Source organism: Streptomyces sp. NPDC048461, assembly GCF_055587105.1.
The window spans coordinates 228287-243201 of sequence record NZ_JBVJGW010000008.1 but is presented as its reverse complement, the minus strand read 5'-3'; the positions used below and the strand labels follow the sequence as shown (position 1 = coordinate 243201).

The 14915-nt window shown below is 74.0% G+C and carries 17 protein-coding genes; 11 read left to right on the top strand and 6 right to left on the bottom strand.

Annotation, left to right across the window (positions count from 1 at the left end; translation table 11 throughout):
• Positions 1-64: 64 nt before the first annotated feature.
• On the top strand, positions 65-1153 hold the full coding sequence (locus tag ACZ6S8_RS16870; protein WP_469456398.1) for a saccharopine dehydrogenase family protein: 1089 nt from the start codon (positions 65-67) through the stop codon (positions 1151-1153).
• On the opposite strand, the gene ACZ6S8_RS16865 is transcribed toward ACZ6S8_RS16870, so the two are convergent.
• The gene (locus ACZ6S8_RS16865; RefSeq protein WP_469456395.1) at positions 1081-2187 is read right to left on the bottom strand and encodes an AI-2E family transporter; all 1107 of its coding nucleotides are present in this window, start codon (positions 2185-2187) and stop codon (positions 1081-1083) included. The genes ACZ6S8_RS16870 and ACZ6S8_RS16865 overlap by 73 nt on opposite strands.
• Positions 2188-2486: 299 nt before the next feature.
• On the opposite strand from ACZ6S8_RS16865, the gene ACZ6S8_RS16860 reads away from it, so the two are divergent.
• The 4 genes from ACZ6S8_RS16860 to ACZ6S8_RS16845 all read left to right on the top strand — a co-directional run bounded on the left by ACZ6S8_RS16860 (position 2487) and on the right by ACZ6S8_RS16845 (position 6653).
• Positions 2487-2753, top strand: a complete 267-nt coding sequence (locus ACZ6S8_RS16860) for a hypothetical protein (RefSeq protein ID WP_469456393.1) — start codon at positions 2487-2489, stop codon at positions 2751-2753.
• Positions 2750-3925: a cytochrome P450 family protein gene (locus tag ACZ6S8_RS16855; RefSeq protein WP_469456391.1), complete on the top strand. Its 1176-nt coding sequence runs from the start codon at positions 2750-2752 to the stop codon at positions 3923-3925. The genes ACZ6S8_RS16860 and ACZ6S8_RS16855 overlap by 4 nt, the downstream gene beginning before the upstream one ends.
• A 150-nt stretch (positions 3926-4075) precedes the next feature.
• Positions 4076-5908, top strand: coding sequence for a serine/threonine-protein kinase (locus ACZ6S8_RS16850; protein ID WP_469456389.1), 1833 nt, complete (start codon positions 4076-4078; stop codon positions 5906-5908).
• 151 nt (positions 5909-6059) lie between these two features.
• Positions 6060-6653, top strand: coding sequence for a hypothetical protein (locus ACZ6S8_RS16845; RefSeq protein ID WP_469456387.1), 594 nt, complete (start codon positions 6060-6062; stop codon positions 6651-6653).
• Positions 6654-6676: 23 nt separating this feature from the next.
• On the opposite strand, the gene ACZ6S8_RS16840 is transcribed toward ACZ6S8_RS16845, so the two are convergent.
• The gene (locus tag ACZ6S8_RS16840; protein WP_469456521.1) at positions 6677-6952 is read right to left on the bottom strand and encodes an isoamylase early set domain-containing protein; all 276 of its coding nucleotides are present in this window, start codon (positions 6950-6952) and stop codon (positions 6677-6679) included.
• A gap of 210 nt (positions 6953-7162) precedes the next feature.
• Between ACZ6S8_RS16840 and ACZ6S8_RS16835 the strand changes: the two genes are divergently transcribed.
• Complete coding sequence (locus ACZ6S8_RS16835; RefSeq protein WP_469456385.1) at positions 7163-7357, top strand: hypothetical protein; 195 nt, start codon at positions 7163-7165, stop codon at positions 7355-7357.
• A gap of 183 nt (positions 7358-7540) precedes the next feature.
• On the opposite strand, the gene ACZ6S8_RS16830 is transcribed toward ACZ6S8_RS16835, so the two are convergent.
• Complete coding sequence (locus tag ACZ6S8_RS16830; protein WP_469456383.1) at positions 7541-8143, bottom strand: DinB family protein; 603 nt, start codon at positions 8141-8143, stop codon at positions 7541-7543.
• A 209-nt stretch (positions 8144-8352) separates the two neighbouring features.
• Between ACZ6S8_RS16830 and ACZ6S8_RS16825 the strand changes: the two genes are divergently transcribed.
• From ACZ6S8_RS16825 to ACZ6S8_RS16810, 4 genes are read left to right on the top strand one after another with little or no spacing between them, the layout of a single operon-like run.
• Positions 8353-8964, top strand: coding sequence for a trimeric intracellular cation channel family protein (locus ACZ6S8_RS16825; protein ID WP_469456381.1), 612 nt, complete (start codon positions 8353-8355; stop codon positions 8962-8964).
• Positions 8965-8980: 16 nt separating this feature from the next.
• Positions 8981-9517, top strand: coding sequence for a GNAT family N-acetyltransferase (locus ACZ6S8_RS16820; protein ID WP_469456379.1), 537 nt, complete (start codon positions 8981-8983; stop codon positions 9515-9517).
• A 59-nt stretch (positions 9518-9576) separates the two neighbouring features.
• A complete protein-coding gene (locus ACZ6S8_RS16815; RefSeq protein WP_469456377.1) occupies positions 9577-9945 on the top strand; it encodes a tyrosinase family oxidase copper chaperone in 369 nt (122 codons plus the stop codon).
• A gap of 16 nt (positions 9946-9961) precedes the next feature.
• Positions 9962-10825: a tyrosinase family protein gene (locus ACZ6S8_RS16810; RefSeq protein ID WP_469456375.1), complete on the top strand. Its 864-nt coding sequence runs from the start codon at positions 9962-9964 to the stop codon at positions 10823-10825.
• Between the two features lie 110 nt (positions 10826-10935).
• On the opposite strand, the gene ACZ6S8_RS16805 is transcribed toward ACZ6S8_RS16810, so the two are convergent.
• Positions 10936-11214 carry a chaplin gene (locus ACZ6S8_RS16805; protein ID WP_351278881.1) on the bottom strand — a complete coding sequence of 93 codons (279 nt, stop codon included), beginning with the start codon at positions 11212-11214 and terminating at the stop codon, positions 10936-10938.
• A gap of 97 nt (positions 11215-11311) precedes the next feature.
• Positions 11312-11662 carry a hypothetical protein gene (locus tag ACZ6S8_RS16800; RefSeq protein WP_469456373.1) on the bottom strand — a complete coding sequence of 117 codons (351 nt, stop codon included), beginning with the start codon at positions 11660-11662 and terminating at the stop codon, positions 11312-11314.
• A 125-nt stretch (positions 11663-11787) separates the two neighbouring features.
• Here ACZ6S8_RS16800 and ACZ6S8_RS16795 point away from each other — a divergent pair, with 125 nt between their 5' ends.
• Positions 11788-13293 carry a carboxylesterase/lipase family protein gene (locus ACZ6S8_RS16795; RefSeq protein WP_469456371.1) on the top strand — a complete coding sequence of 502 codons (1506 nt, stop codon included), beginning with the start codon at positions 11788-11790 and terminating at the stop codon, positions 13291-13293.
• A 39-nt stretch (positions 13294-13332) separates the two neighbouring features.
• On the opposite strand, the gene ACZ6S8_RS16790 is transcribed toward ACZ6S8_RS16795, so the two are convergent.
• Positions 13333-14679, bottom strand: a complete 1347-nt coding sequence (locus tag ACZ6S8_RS16790; RefSeq protein WP_469456369.1) for an alpha/beta hydrolase — start codon at positions 14677-14679, stop codon at positions 13333-13335.
• Positions 14680-14915 lie beyond the last annotated feature (236 nt).

Below are 14915 nucleotides of genomic sequence, written 5' to 3'. Positions count from 1 at the left end.
AGTGTACGCATCCCGTCGTTCCGGCCACTCGTGCCGGCCCCGCGGGGCCGTGACCATGGGGCACATGAGCACACACCACCCGACCGTCGCGGTCATCGGCGCCTACGGCCACACCGCCGCCTTCGTCACCGCCGAACTGCGCCGGCGCGGCCTCGCCCCGCTCCTCATCGGCCGGGACGCGGACCGGCTGTACGCCGCCGCCCGCAAGCACCCCGGCGCGAGCGTCCGCGTCGCGTCCCTCTCCGACCCGGCGGCCCTGGACCGCGCACTGTCCGGGGCGGCGGCGGTCGTCAACTGCGCCGGCCCCTTCGCGGACACCGTGCCCCCCGTCGTGGAGGCGGCCCTGCGCGCCGGCATCCCGTACCTGGACGTGGCCGCGGAACAGGCCGTCACCGTCGAGACATTCCTGCGGTACGACGACCGGGCCCGAGCCGCCGGAGTGGTGGTCGCCCCGTCGATGGCCTTCTACGGCGGGCTGGGCGACCTGCTGGCCGGCGCGGCGATGGGCGACTGGCCGGACGCCGACGAGATCACGGTCGCGATCGCCCTCGACAGCTGGCACCCGACCGAGGGGACCCGCAAGACCGTGCGCCGGAACGCCGGCCGGCACCTGGTCTTCACCGGAAACCGGCTCGCCCCGCCCGAGGGTCCCCCGCAGACCTCCACGTGGGACTTCCCGCCCCCGCTGGGCACCCGGAAGGTCACCGCGCTCTTCACGGCCGACCAGGTCACCATCTCCCGCCACCTGCGGGTACCGGAGATCCACGTCCGCATCACCGAGGAGCCCCTGCGCGACCTGGGCGATCCCGGCACGCCCCCGCCCACGGCGGTCGACGCCGCCGGGCGCTCGGCGCAGACGTTCGTCGTCGACGTGGTCGCGACCCGGGCCGGCGCCCGCCGCCGGGCGACGGCGTCCGGCCGCGACATCTACGCGGTCACCGCGCCCCTCGTCGTGGAAGCCGCCGTACGGATCATGGACGGCCGGGCCGCCCGTACCGGAGTGGCAGCCGCGGGCGAACTCTTCGACGCCCGGGACTTCCTGCGCTCGCTCACCCCCGACCACCTGACCTTCGAAAGCGATCAGCTCCGTACTGTGGCGCCCGCTTCCGGTGCGGGCTCTTCCGGTGTGTCGGCGAGCTGCTCGCGGAGGTAGTTCCAGATGACCGAGATCAGCGCGGCCACCGGGACCGCGAGCAGGGCGCCCACCACGCCCGCCAGGCTGCCGCCCAGGGTCACCGCCAGCAGGATGATCGCCGCGTGCAGGCCGAGCCCGCGGCTCTGGATCATGGGCTGGAAGACGTTGCCCTCCAGCTGCTGCACCACGACGATGATCGCCAGCACGATGAGCGCGTCCGTCAGACCGTTCGACACCAGCGCGATGAGCACCGCGACGAAACCGGCGAACAGGGCACCCACGATCGGTACGAACGCCGACACGAAGGTCAGCACCGCGAGCGGAAGCACCAGCGGCACCCCCACGATCCACAGTCCGAGGCCGATGAACACGGCGTCGAGCAGGCCGACGAACGCCTGGGAACGCACGAACGCGCCCAGGGTGTCCCACGCGCGCGCGGCCACGACCGGGACGTCGGTGGCGAGCCGGCCGGGGAGCTGGCGGGTGAGCCACGGCAGGAACCGCGGCCCGTCCTTGAGGAAGAAGAACATCAGGAACACCGACAGGACCGCGGTGACCACGCCGTCGACCACGGTGCCCACTCCGGTGAGGAACGTGGAGACCATGCTGCCGACGCTGTCCTGGATCCGGGCGACCCCGGCGTCGAAGGCGCCGGTGATCTGGTCGTCGCCGATGTTCAGCGGCGGCCCCGAGGCCCATTCGCGCAGTCGCTGGATGCCTTCGACCACGCCGTCGGCCAACTCGCCGGACTGCGAGGCGACCGGCACCGCGATCAGCGCCACGATGCCCGCGGCGACGAGCAGGAACAGGACGGTCACCACCGCCGAGGCCAGAGCGGGCCGCAAGCCGCGCCGCCGCAGGAAGTTGGCCACAGGCCAGGACAGCGTGGTGAGGAACAGGGCCACTATCAGCGGCCAGACGACCGACCACATCCTGCCCACCACCCACAGGGCCACGGCGGCCATGGCGAGGACCAGCAGCAACTCGACGGATACGCGGGCCGATGTCCTGAGCGCGGCGGCGGCCTTGGTGGAACTCAACGTGGCAGGCATGGGGTCACCCTAGGGGTAGGACCCGGCCGCGGCGGCAGCGGCGGGTCGGGTCCGTTCCGGGACCGTGCCGTCCCGCTGCCGCCGAACGCGGATCCGCGCCGCCGGAGACACGCCTCCCGCCGCCCCGGCGGCACCCTGACCGCGGGGCGGGACCTCGGCGTGTGATCATGCGAGTCACGTGCCGGGCCTCGTCACGGGGGGTGCGCAGGGCTCCTCTTCTACGAAGAGGCCACCTCGCCGCTCCACCAGCGAGGACGAGCGCGAGGCCGAGGTGATGGCCGGCGCCATCGAGCCAGCTCATGTACCGCGGACGCCAACTGCCGCCGAGCCGGCCCGCGAACGGCGCCGAGAGCCGGGACGCGCTGTTCGCCGAACGAGCCGTCGAGGCCCTGGGGGGTGTCGTCGAAGCCAAGGACGCCGTGCCGGCCCTGCGCGGGTACCGTTCTCCGCAGGGGCAGGAGGCCGCGGCCGAAGCGGTCGCCGCCCGGGGCGAGAGCGACACCCCGGAAGGGAACGCGGACGTGAAAGCAGCAGTCCTCACCGCGGCCGCCGGGTCGGGATCATGAGCGACCCCCTGCAGGACCCCGGCTTCCTGCGCGATCCCCACGCCACCTACGACCGCCTGCGCGGTGCGGGCCCGGTCCAGAAGGTCCCCAGCGGCTCCCAGGGGCACTTCGCGTACCTCGTCACCGGCCACGCCGAGGCCCGGCAGGCCTTCGCCGACCCCCGTCTGTCCAAGGACACCGCCCGCTTCTTCGCCGGCCGGCCCTCCCGGCGGAACCTGCATCCCGCCGTGGCCCGCACCATGCTCGCGAGCGACCCGCCCGGGCACACGCGACAGCGGGGCGTCGCGGCGAGACTCTTCACCGCGGGCCCCGTGGAGCGGCTGCGCCCGTACATCGGGCAGGTCGTCGGCGAACTGCTCGACGGCTGGGAGCCGGGCACCCAGGTCGACCTGGTGGAGGGTCTGGCCGCGCCCCTTCCCGTCACCGTCATCTGCGAGCTGCTCGGCGTGCCCGAGGACGACCGCGCCAGGGTCTCCCGGTGGTCGAACGAGCTGTTCGCCGCAGGCCGTCCGGACCGCATCGACGCCGCGTCGCACGCCCTCGGCGACTACATGACCGGCCTCGTCGGATCCGTGCGCCGCGAATCCGGCGACGGCCTCCTGCACCTGCTGGTCCAGCAGGGCGACGAAGGGCGGCTGGAGCCGGACGAGGTCGTGTCCCTCGCCGTGCTCCTGCTCGTGGCGGGCCACGAGACGACGACCAACCTCATCGCCAACGCCGCCCTGGCGCTCGTCCAGCACCCCGAATCCCTCGACCGGTTGCACCGGGACCCCGACCTGATCGCCTCCGCCCTCGACGAACTGCTGCGCTTCGAGTCCCCGGTGGGGATCGCGACCTTCCGCTACACCACCGAGGCGCTCCGGCTCGGCGGGGTCGAGATCCCCGAGGGTGCTCCGGTCCTCATCGCCCCCGGAGCCGCCAACCGCGATCCGGCCCGCTTCGCCGAGCCGCACCGCCTCGACCTGGACCGCGAGGCCGCCGGACACCTCGCGTTCGGGCACGGGATCCACCGCTGCCTGGGAGCGCCCCTCGCACGGGCCGAGGCCGAGATCGCCCTCCGGGCGCTCGTCACCCGCTTCCCCCGGATGCGGCCCGCCGTCCCGGACGAGGACCTCGCCTGGCGGCAGACCCGCCTGATGCGCGGTCTCCAGGCCCTGCCCGTCGTGCTGTAGGGCCCGCCGTACCGACCGGGCATGCGAGCCGGGCCCTATGCGGCGGCTTGTCCGGAAAAGCTGTTGTGCGGCGCGCAACGCTGACATCATGACGCGTCAGCGGGGGGCGCGATCGCCGCGCCGGCCGGAGGGTGTGGGGTGGAACGGGACATGGAGTCGTTGCGCGCGGGGGATCCCACCCGGGTGGGCCCGTACCGGATCGCGGCTCGGCTGGGCAGCGGCGGTATGGGTTCCGTCTACCTCGGGCGCTCGCGGGGCGGCCGGTCGGTCGCCGTCAAGGTGATCCGCCCGGAACTGGCCGAGGACCCCGAGTTCCGGAACCGGTTCGCCCGTGAGGTGCGGTCCGCGCGGCTGGTGAACGGCGTGTACACCGCCGGGGTCGTCGACGCCGACCCGACCGGCTACCCGCCCTGGCTGGCCACCGCCTACGTCGCCGGACCCTCCCTGAGCGAAGCGGTCCGGGACCATGGACCCTGGCCCGAGGAATCCGTACGCGCGCTGGCGGCGGGGGTCGCCGAGGCGCTGGAGGCCATCCACGTCCACGGCGTGGTCCACCGGGACCTGAAGCCGTCCAACGTGCTGCTCGCGTCCGACGGCCCGCGCGTCATCGACTTCGGCATCTCCGCCGTCGCCGACGCCGCCACGGAACTCACCCGCGTCGGCACCGTGATCGGCACCCCCGGCTTCATGGCCCCGGAGCAGCTCACCGGCGCGGGCGTCACCGCGGCCACCGACGTCTTCTCGCTGGGCGCGGTGCTGGCCTTCGCCGCCTCCGGTACCGGGCCCTTCGGCGCCGGCACCACTCCCGAGCTGATGTACCGGGTCGTCCACGACGTGCCGGACCTCGACGCCCTGCCCGTCCGGCTGCGCGATCTGGTGTCCCGCTGCCTGGCGAAGGACCCCGCCCGGCGGCCCTCGGTATCGGCGCTGCTCGACCAGCTCTCCGGCGAACCGGACACCGCCGCCGGTTCCCAGTGGCTGCCCCCGCACCTGACCCGACTGCTGTTCGCGTCGACGGAACCCGGGCCGTCCGAGGGATCCGGGACCCCGGCCGGTCCGGTCACGCCGTCCGACCCCCGTACGCCGCCCGACCCGCGCACGCCGGCCGATCCGCGGACACCTGCCGGCCCCCGTACGCCGGTGGCGCGGTCGGAGGCCGCCCCGCCCGGAGTCCCCGTTCCGCCGGTGCCGCCGACCGCCGTCGATCCCGAGGGGCCGACCCGGGCGGCGCCCCCTTCCGGGCGCGGCCCCGAGGGCGCGCCGCCACCCGTACCGCCGCTCCCGCCGGTCGTCACGGACGCACCGCGGGGGTACGGTCCCGTGGTCCCGGCGGGACGGTCCTCCCGCCGGCGCACCCTGACCGCCGCCGCGGCGGCGGTGGTCGCCGTCGGGCTGCTGGTCTGGGTGGTGCCCCGGATGACCGGCGCCTCCAGCACCGGTGCCTCGTCCCCGCTCTCCCCGGCTCCCTCGCCCTCGTCCGCGTACGCGTCGCCGGGCGCCGCCCGGGGCGCGTCGGGGAGCACCGCCGACAGCGGCAGCCGTGGCCCCGGCACGGGGAGCGGCACGGCACGCCCCTCGGCCTCGCGGACCGCGGAGCCGCCCACGTCCGCGCCGCGGAGCCCGTCGGCACGGACCGCCCTGCCGGTCGTCGGCTCGTGGGAGGGCACGTACCTGTGCGGTCAGGGCCTGACCCGGCTCGACCTGAGCATCTCCTCGCCGGGAGGCAAGACGTTGGAGGCGGTCTTCGCGTTCTCCGCGCACCCCGACAACCCGACGGTGCCGAACGGCTCGTTCACCATGGTCGGCTCGTTCGAGGACGGCCGGATGAACCTGCGGGCGGACCGCTGGATCAACCGCCCGCCCGGCTACCTGACGGTCGACCTCACCGCGATCGTGTCGGGCGACCGCCCCGCGGCGCTGTCCGGGACGGTGATCAGCACGGCGGCCGCCTGCACCCGGTTCGTGGTCGGCCGCCAGGCGTGAGCTCCGTACGCAGCTTCCGTACGCAACTCCGCTACCTGGCGCCCCGGTTGTCCGGGCCGGGCCCTGTCGCGGCGGGTGTGCGGGCCCCATGATGGTGTTGCGGACGGTCGTGGGGAATCGGGGGGACGCCGTGAGTGCGGTGGGTGCGCGCGTGGTCGTGAAGCCGGACAACTCGGTCTACCGGCGGAGGCTGGCGCTGTACGGGATGGTCGGCGTCCCCGCGGGATGTTCCCTCGCGGCGCTGATGGTGGGGGAGTTCGGCCTCGGCTGGCTCCTCCCCTTCGCCGTGCTGCTCGTCCTGCCCGTCGCGGCGACCCTCGTGATGATGGCCCTGCGCACGTCGATGGCCGAGATCGCGGTGATCGGCGACGAACTGCGGATCGACAACGCCTTCGGCGTCAACCTCTACAGTGCGCCCCTGGAGTTCGTGACCGCGCTGCGCCCGATCACGTTCGGCGCCGGGCCCTTCCACCCGACGCCGGGACGCGTGGTCATCACCTCGGAGAGCACCCGGCCGTACGTGCTCGACCTGCGGCTGTGGCGCGCGGCCGACGTGGAGCGGCTGACCCGCCGGCTGCGGGAGGTGCCGGTGCTGGACGCGCACGCCCCGACGCCCAGGGAGCTGAGGGGGCAGTTCCCCCGCGTGCGGCTGTCCTGGTGGCACGCCCATCCGTGGGGGACCCTGCTGGTGCTGACGCTGCTGGCGGTCGCGTACTTCGTGATCGTGGGCGCCCTGTTCATGTGACCCGGGGCGCGCGGGCCGACCGGTCAGGTGTGCAGGCGGCTGTTCGCGCCGTCCTGGTCGCCGGCGCTCCCGTCGTTGAACCAGTAGTCCCCGGCGGCCAGATACCGGAACGAGACCGTGCTCTCCTTCGGCAGTTCGACCGTGACGGCCCGCTGGCCGTCCTCGCGGGCCCGCAGGGTGTGGGCGCCGGGCCGCCAGTCGTTGAAGTCGCCGACCACGCTCACCGGGCCGGGCGGAGTGTCCGCCGGAAGGACGAAGGTGACCTCGGTGCGGTCCGTGAGCGGGATGCGCTCCAGCATGGGGAAGCTCCTGACGACAGGGGTGGGTGTGATGGCGTCCATCCTCGGATCCCCGGGCCCGGTTCGCATTCCGGCGCCCGGCACACCGACCGCGACGGCCGTTCACGCCGCGTGAGGCAAAAGGTGCAGTCCGTGATGAACCGTGGCAGCGTGGGAAGGGCAGGGACCACCGGTACGCCGGAACACGCAGGAACCGAAGGAGTCGCCGTCATGGGCGGTAGGCAGGACGGACGACAGGGACCCGGCGGGCACCCCGCAGAGCCGGTGCGCGACCGGGGATGCGGACCGGACCCGGTGCACCCCGAGTTCGGCCGCACGTCCCGCGACCCGGGCCGCGACGACCCCGCGCGGCGTCGTGAGGACGACCCGCAGCGCGAGCAGGACCAGCGCGACGAGGAGCTCTGACCGCAGCTCCGCTCGCCCCCGAACGCAGGGCCCGGCCGGGAACGTAGCCCCCCGGCCGGGCCCTGTCATGCCCGCTCTGCGGCGGGCGCGCCGATGACGCTCGGCCGGGGCGGGACGGGCGGATGCGTCCACGGCGCGGAACCCGCCGAGCACGTACTCCCTCGGCCCGGCCTCGGACGTGCGTCAGACGCTGCCCGCCGGGCCGCGCCGGCCTGCTTCCCGGGCGGTGCGTTCCAGGCGGTCGTGGTGGTCGGCCCACCACGCCGCGTCGCCGGGCGCGACGCTCGCGGCGCCCGTGCGCAGACCGGTGGTTCCGTCGACGAGTTCCCGCACGATGTCCGCGTGCCCCGCGTGCCGGCCGGTCTCGGCGATCATGTGGACCATGGCCCGGTGGAGCGTCAGCTCGTCCCGCGCCCCCCACGCCACCCGCCCCACCGCATCGAGCTCCAACGACTCGATCGTCTCGTCCGAATGGGCCCAGACCCGTCGGTACATGCCGACGATCTGCTCCCGCGTCTCGTCGGCCCGGGCCCACAGGTCCGCGTTCGGCTCGGCGCCGCCCGTGATCCACAGCCCCGGCGCCGCGAAGGGACGGCCGAAGGAGTCACCGAAGTAGAGGGCCTCGGCGCCGGTCAGGTGCTTCACCAGCCCCAGCAGATTGGTGCCGGACGCGGTCATCGGGCGGCGCACGTCGTACTCCGACAGCCCGTCGAGCTTCCACAGGAGCACGTCGCGGGCGTCCTGCAGGTACACGTGCAGGTCGGTCTTCGGATCGGGTACGGGCACGCGGCCAGTCTGCCGCCCGGCCGCTCCCCGGGCACCGGGTTTTTCCACCGCCCGGCCGCCCGCGCTCTCCGGCCCCCGACCCCGCCCGCCTCCGCGCGATCCGCCGACGAAGACCGGCCGAACGGACGATGCGCCGCAGGCCCGCGGTGCGGCACCCTCGACGGGCCGGTACCCACCCCTGATCCCCGCCCCGTGAAGGAGGCGACGCCATGCTGCACGCCCTCTACCTCCTCGGCATAGCCGCCTTCGCCGCCTCCGGCGTACTCGCCGCGCACCGCGCCGCCATGGACCCCTTCGGCGGGCTCGTCCTCGCCTTCGCCGCCGCCATCTCCGGCGGAACCCTGCGCGACCTCGTCCTCGGCCGGCACCCCCTCTACTGGACCCGCGACTGGCTGCTCCTGGCCCTCGTCGTGTCCGTCGCCGTCGCCACCATGCTCTACCTCCGCCGCCGGGAACTCCCGCACCGCACCCTCATGGTGGTGGACGCCGTCGGGCTGGCCGTGGTCACCGTCATCGGCGCCCGCGCCGCCATCGACGCGCACGTCACGCCGCTGGCCGTCCTCATCCTCGCCGTCCTGACGGGCATCACCGGCGAGGTCGTCCGGGACGTGCTCTGCGGGGAGTTCCCGCCGCTCCTGCTGCGCGAGGAGGTGTACGCGACGGCCGCGCTCGCGGGAGCCGCCGCCTACCTCGGGCTGCACCGGGCCGGGACCCCGGACACCCTGAACACCGTCCTCTCCGCCGGCCTCGTCCTCGCCCTGCGGATGACCGCCGTCTTCCGCGGCCTGCACCTGCCCCGCCTGCGGCGCGTCACCGCCTGATCCCTATGCTCGCCGCATGACGGCCGCCATCATCCCGCTCCGCGCCGCGGACCTGCGCACCCACCGCGACGAACTCGCCGCGCTCCTCCTCGACGTGGTCGCCGGCGGTTCCTCGCTCGGCTTCCTCGCCGGACTCGACCACGCCGGCGCCGCCGCCTGGTGGGACTCCCTGCTGCCCGCCGTCGAGGAGGGTTCCCTGGCGCTCTGGATCTCCCGCGCGGACGACGGACGCCTCGACGGCACCGTCGGCTGGTACCGGGAGTCCAAGCCCAACGGCCGCCACCGGGCCGAGTTGCGCAAGCTGATGGTCCATCCCTCGGCCCGCGGCCGCGGCACCGCCCGCGCGCTGCTCACCGAGGCCGAGGCGGCAGCCGTCCGCGCCGGGGTGGTGCTGCTGTTCCTGGACACCGAGACGGGCAGCGCCGCCGAGCGGGTCTACCGGGCCGCGGGCTGGACCGAGGTCGGCACGATCCCGGACTACGCCACCGACCCGGAGGGCCGTCTGCACCCCACCACCCTCTACTACAAGCGGCTCCGGGGCGCCGCAGGGTGACCTCGCCCGCCGCGCCGCGTTAGACCCGTCGGCGCCGGCCACCGAGCGAGGGAGACCGTATGTCCGCAGCATCCGCCGCCGTACCTCCGACCCGCCGCGCGGTGCTCCGCGCCGCCTTCACCGCGGCCGTGCTCGCGGGCACGGCCGCGGCGCTGGGGCCCGTACTGCGCGCCCGGCGGCCCCGCCAGACGCTCACGCCGGCGCCGCTCGCCGAGGAGACGTACCGCGGCCGGCACATCGCCGTGGACCGGGCCGGAATCCGCATCGACGGACGCCCGCTGCACGTGATGCGCCGCGCCGACGGCAGCTACCTCAGCGGGATCAACCACTTCCAGTCCTATCCGACGCGCCTGGAACTGGCCCGCGCCGCCGTCGACGAACTGGGCTCCGCCCAGCTGGCGCTGGCGTCCGCCCCGCACCACGGCTGACGCGAGGAGCCCCGACGTGTACACCCGGCAGAACCAGAAGGACCTGACCAGCGCGCAGAAGAAGCGCTTCACGGCGGCCGTGCTGGAACTCAAGCGCAACGGCACCTACGACGCCTTCGTGCGCACCCACGACAAGTACTTCGTGCCCGACCGCGACCGGAAGCTGCGCGTCGGGCACATGTCCCCGTCCTTCTTCCCCTGGCACCGGCGCTACCTGCTGGAGTTCGAGAAGCAGCTGCAGGCCGTCGACCCGGGCGTCTCGATCCCCTACTGGGACTGGACCACCGACACCAGCCCCGTCTCCCCGCTCTGGGCCGACGACTTCCTCGGCGGCACCGGCCGGGCCGAGGACCGGCAGGTGATGACCGGTCCGTTCGCCTACGACCGGGGCAACTGGACGGTCACCGTGGGCATCACGGAGTCCCGCTTCCTCACCCGGAACCTGGGCCGGCCGCACAACCCGATCGCCCTGCCCACGCCGGCCGAACTCCAGTGGGCCCTCGACGACCCGGCCTACGACGTCGCGCCCTGGGACTCGACCACCACCGCCGGCGGGTTCCGCAACAAACTGGAGGGCTGGGCCGCTCCCAGGAGCGAGCGCTGGCGCAACCACAACAAGGTCCACCAGTGGGTCGGCGGCCACATGACGGGCGGCACCGCGCCCAACGACCCGGCGTTCTGGCTGCACCACGCCTTCGTGGACCTCCTCTGGGACCGCTGGCAGCAGAAGCACCCCGGGTCCGGGTACCTGCCCGCCTCGCCCCCCGGCCTCGGCGACCCGCAGCGCGGCCGGGTGATCGCGCTGGACGAGCCGATGCCCCCCTGGGACGTCACCCCCCGCGAGATGCTCGGCCACGGCGGCCTCTACCGCTACGCGTGACGGGAAGACGACACGGGAAGGGCCCCCGCCGCACCGGCGGGGGCCCTTCGTCGATCAGGCGATCAGTGTCGATCAGCCGATCAGCCGATCGGACGGTCGATGACCGGTGATCAGCCGCCGTAGCCCTCGGTGTGGTGCTCGCCGCCGCCCGACTGGTTGACGCAGGTGTTGCCGAACGCCGGGTTGAGCAGGGCGATCACGTTCACGGTGTTGCCGCAGACGTTGACCGGGACGTGGACCGGCACCTGGAGCAGGTTGCCCGAGAGGACACCGGGGGAGCCGACCGCCGCACCGTGCGCTCCGGCGTCGGCGACGGCCAGACCCGCGCCGGCGGCCATGGCGCTACCGGCGACAGCGGTGATGGCGACTGCCTTCGCGATACGCGACATCAAGATCTCCTCGTGAGCAATATGGGGCGCCGCAGAATCTGCGGCGTTTGACATGGCATACAACGCAGGGATGGCCAAGGGGTCACGGTCCCTGCGCCTACCCGGTGACGGAGAAGCGGACGGACGCGAAGTACGGCCGCACCTGCGTGACGGCCCCGGGCCGCAGCACCTCCACCACGCGGCCCGCGCAGCCCGGCTCCCGGTAGAGGGTCGCCGTACCCCGGGTGTGGTTCGTGACGGCGCGGGCGCCGCCGCCCTCCGCCTCGACGCAGCCCTTCGGCGCGGTCAGCCCGTGCACCCGGTCGTCCTGGCCGAGGTACTGGAAGTCCGGCCCGCCCGCGGCGTGGGCCGGGCCGCCGGCCAGGGCCGCGGCCGCCAGCAGCAGGACGGGCACCGCCCCGGAACGGGCGGCGCCGCGCGCGGTGGGGTCGATTCGCAGGGTTCGCATGAGGGGTCGCATGCCGGACCAACCGGGACGCGCCCGGCCACGGTCACGCCTTGTCACCCGTGGTACGGCTGTGCGAACGTGCGCGGACCGCACCTGTGCGGAGCGACCGATTCCAGGAGGACGAGATGGGCGCAGCGGGCGGCGGGGGCACCGGACGTGGGGACGGGACCATCGGCGGGGCCGCTGTGGACGGTGCCCGCCCCCGGGTCCGGACCCGGTACGGCCTCGTGGAGGGGCGGACCGGGGCCGCCGGGACGTCCGTGTTCCTGGGCGTCCCGTACGCCGCGCCGCCCGTCGGAGCCCTCCGCTTCGCGGCGCCCGCGCCCCCGGCCGCCTGGGACGGCCTGCGCGACGCGGGCGCCTTCGGACCCACCGCGCCCAAGGTGCCCTACCCCGACACCTTCGCCGCGCTGCTGCCCGACCCGGAGATCCCCGGGGACGACTGCCTGAACGTCAACGTGTGGACCCCCGATCCGGCGCCGGCCGCCCGGCTGCCCGTCATGGTGTGGATCCACGGTGGGGCGCACACCCGGGGCTCCTCCGCCGTCCCGGTCTACGACGGCTCGGCCTTCGCCCGCGACGGGGTCGTGCTGGTCTCGTTCAACTTCCGCCTCGGCGTGCTGGGTTACGGGCTCTTCCCGGACGCCCCCGCCAACCGCGGCCTGCTCGACCAGATCGCCGCCCTGGAATGGGTCCGGGACAACATCGCGGCCTTCGGCGGCGACCCCGGTCACGTCACCGTCTTCGGCGAGTCCGCGGGAGCCATCAGCATCGGGGCCCTCCTCGCGGCGCCCCGGGCCGCCGGGCTCTTCGCCCGGGCCGTCCTGCAGAGCGGCGCCCCCGAGGCGCTGCCGCGCGACCGGGTGCGCACCATGGTCCGGCGGATGGCGTCCCTGCTCAAGACCGGAGCCACCGCCCGGGAGTTCGCCCTCACCCCCCTGCCGGCGCTGCTCGCCGCGCAGGCCGCCGTACTGCGCCGGTCCGGGCCGTTGCTGGGCGGACCGGCCTTCGGCCTGGTCGAGGACCCGGACACGCTGCCCGAGGACCCCCTCGAAGCCCTGGCCGGCCGGGGCGTCTCCGGGGACGTGCCCCTGCTGGCGGGCTGGACCCGGGACGAGTACCGGCTCTGGCTCGCCCCCACGGGAGGAATGCGGCTGCTCGACCGGATGGGCCCGGCCGCCGTGGAACTGGCCCGGCTGCGTGCCGGCAAGGGCCGGGCCGCCGTACGGGAGTTGCGTACGGGGATGCCGGACGCGAGCCCGGCCGAGCTCGCGGGCCAGCTGCTCACCGACCGGCTGCTGCGCGATCCGCTGCGGCGCCTGGCGGGCGTCCGGCGGCCCGCGCCGAGTTTCCTGTACGAGTTCGGCTGGAGCTCGGGCGTCCCCGGGCTCGGCTCCTGCCACGCGCTGGAGCTGGGCTTCGTGTTCGACACCCTCGACGTGCCGGAGTCCGCGTGGCTGGCCGGACCGGACGCCCCGCGGGAGCTGGCCCGGGAGATGCACGCGGCCTGGGTGCGCTTCGCGGTGACCGGCGATCCGGGCTGGGAGCCCTGGAACGGCAGCGGCCCGCCGAAGAGGTTCGGCGGGCCGGAGCGGGAACGGGCACCGGAGGTCGCGGCACCGCACCGGTGAGGCGAAGGGCGGCGGAGCCCGCGGGGGAGGGGGCGGAGGTCACTCCACCGGTCCCTCCATCACCTTGCTGATCTCCTGGATGGGGCCCTCGCCCATGTTCGGGACGTAGGTCTTGGCGTTGTGCTGGCCGCCCTTGATGACCCTCAGCGTGGTGTGGACCGGCCCCTTGCCGTACGTGGCGATGAACTTCTGCACGTCGGGCAGGGTCTTCTTGTTGTTCTCGCTGTCGCCCACCTGGAAGGCGAGGTAGACGTCCGGCCCCTTGCTGTCGATGAGCTGCTTCGCCAGCAGCTCCGGGTTGTTCTCCGCCTTCTCCTTGTCGTGGCCCTTCCACAGCGAGGAGTCGGGGACGACGTCCGGGCCGGAGGCGATCACGGCCTTGAACTTGTCCGGGTGCTTCAGCACGGCCTTGAGGCCGGCGAACCCGCCGGTCGAGGAACCCATGAACGCCCAGCCGTCACGCGACTTGACGGTGCGGAAGTTCGCCTTCATCAGGTCCGGCACGTCCTCGGTCAGCCAGGTGCCCATCTTCGGCTGGCCGGGGATGTCGGAGGCGTCCCAGTAGACGCCCTTGTCGTCCGGCCCGGGGTTGAGCACCGGCATCGCCAGGATGAAGGGCTTGCTCTTGCCCTCCGCGTACCACTTGCTGATGCTGGTCTGGAGGCCGAGGTCGGTGCCCATCCAGTAGTTGCTCGGGTATCCGGCGCCGCCCGGCAGGGCGATCATCACCGGGAAGCCGCTCTTGGCGAACTTGGGGTCGTTGTACTCCTTGGGCGCCCAGACCCACACCTTGCCCTTGAAGCCCGACTTCTTGCCGTCCAGCGTGGTGACGGCGATGTGCGTCCCGTCGGCCAGGGTCGCCGCGTTCTTGAAGTCGGCGGCCGGGCCCGTGGGCATCAGCATCTTGGAGTTCACCGGCTGCGGGGCCTCCGCGCCGGTCTTGCCGGAGCCGCCCGCGGGCGGCCGGCCGAACGAGACCGCCGCGCCCTTGTCGGTGAACGGGGGTATCTCGAAGTGGTTCATCACGAGCGCCGCGATGCCCGCGAGCGCGACGACGGACGTGCCGGCGATCACCCAGCGGCGGAGCCGGGACTTCCGCGGACGCGGGGCCTCCGGCGGCTCCTGGCCGTACTGCTGCTCCTGGCCGTACTGCGCCTGGGCGTAGGGCTCCTGGCCGTAGGGCTGCCGGCCGTACGGCTGGTGCCCGTGCCCCTCCTGGCCGTACGGCTGCTGCTGCTCGTACCGCTGCTGTTCGTACGGCGGCTGCGGCGCCCCGTGGTGCGGCTGCTGCCCGTACTGCTGTCCGCCGTGGGGCGGCTGTGGCCGGGACTGCCGCCCTTCCGGCCGGTACGGCTGGTACTGCTGCCCGTCGGGTGCGTACGACATGTGCGGTGGCTCTCCGGAGGTGGTGCTGCCCTGTTGGGGCGGGGTGGTCTGACGTGGGTTCCTTCCGTTCGAAGGATGTACGAAAGCATGCCAGGGTTCCGAATTTTTCCTTCTCTTGGGGTGCTCTAGGCCAGGACCTTGCCCGGCTCCCGCCGGACCCGCGAAGTTCCCCGTCCGTTGGCCGACCGGCCCTGGCCCCCTCGGGGCCGCCCGGGTACGGTGCGTCCGCGCAGCCG

Excerpts from the sequence above, each read along its gene's own strand:
- ACZ6S8_RS16870 (WP_469456398.1), top strand. The coding sequence starts at position 65 with ATGAGCACACACCACCCGACCGTCGCGGTCATCGGCGCCTACGGCCAC.
- ACZ6S8_RS16865 (WP_469456395.1), bottom strand. The coding sequence starts at position 2,187 with ATGCCTGCCACGTTGAGTTCCACCAAGGCCGCCGCCGCGCTCAGGACA.
- ACZ6S8_RS16860 (WP_469456393.1), top strand. The coding sequence starts at position 2,487 with ATGTACCGCGGACGCCAACTGCCGCCGAGCCGGCCCGCGAACGGCGCC.
- ACZ6S8_RS16855 (WP_469456391.1), top strand. The coding sequence starts at position 2,750 with ATGAGCGACCCCCTGCAGGACCCCGGCTTCCTGCGCGATCCCCACGCC.
- ACZ6S8_RS16850 (WP_469456389.1), top strand. The coding sequence starts at position 4,076 with ATGGAGTCGTTGCGCGCGGGGGATCCCACCCGGGTGGGCCCGTACCGG.
- ACZ6S8_RS16840 (WP_469456521.1), bottom strand. The coding sequence starts at position 6,952 with ATGCTGGAGCGCATCCCGCTCACGGACCGCACCGAGGTCACCTTCGTC.
- ACZ6S8_RS16835 (WP_469456385.1), top strand. The coding sequence starts at position 7,163 with ATGGGCGGTAGGCAGGACGGACGACAGGGACCCGGCGGGCACCCCGCA.
- ACZ6S8_RS16825 (WP_469456381.1), top strand. The coding sequence starts at position 8,353 with ATGCTGCACGCCCTCTACCTCCTCGGCATAGCCGCCTTCGCCGCCTCC.
- ACZ6S8_RS16820 (WP_469456379.1), top strand. The coding sequence starts at position 8,981 with ATGACGGCCGCCATCATCCCGCTCCGCGCCGCGGACCTGCGCACCCAC.
- ACZ6S8_RS16815 (WP_469456377.1), top strand. The coding sequence starts at position 9,577 with ATGTCCGCAGCATCCGCCGCCGTACCTCCGACCCGCCGCGCGGTGCTC.
- ACZ6S8_RS16805 (WP_351278881.1), bottom strand. The coding sequence starts at position 11,214 with ATGTCGCGTATCGCGAAGGCAGTCGCCATCACCGCTGTCGCCGGTAGC.
- ACZ6S8_RS16800 (WP_469456373.1), bottom strand. The coding sequence starts at position 11,662 with ATGCGAACCCTGCGAATCGACCCCACCGCGCGCGGCGCCGCCCGTTCC.
- ACZ6S8_RS16795 (WP_469456371.1), top strand. The coding sequence starts at position 11,788 with ATGGGCGCAGCGGGCGGCGGGGGCACCGGACGTGGGGACGGGACCATC.
- ACZ6S8_RS16790 (WP_469456369.1), bottom strand. The coding sequence starts at position 14,679 with ATGTCGTACGCACCCGACGGGCAGCAGTACCAGCCGTACCGGCCGGAA.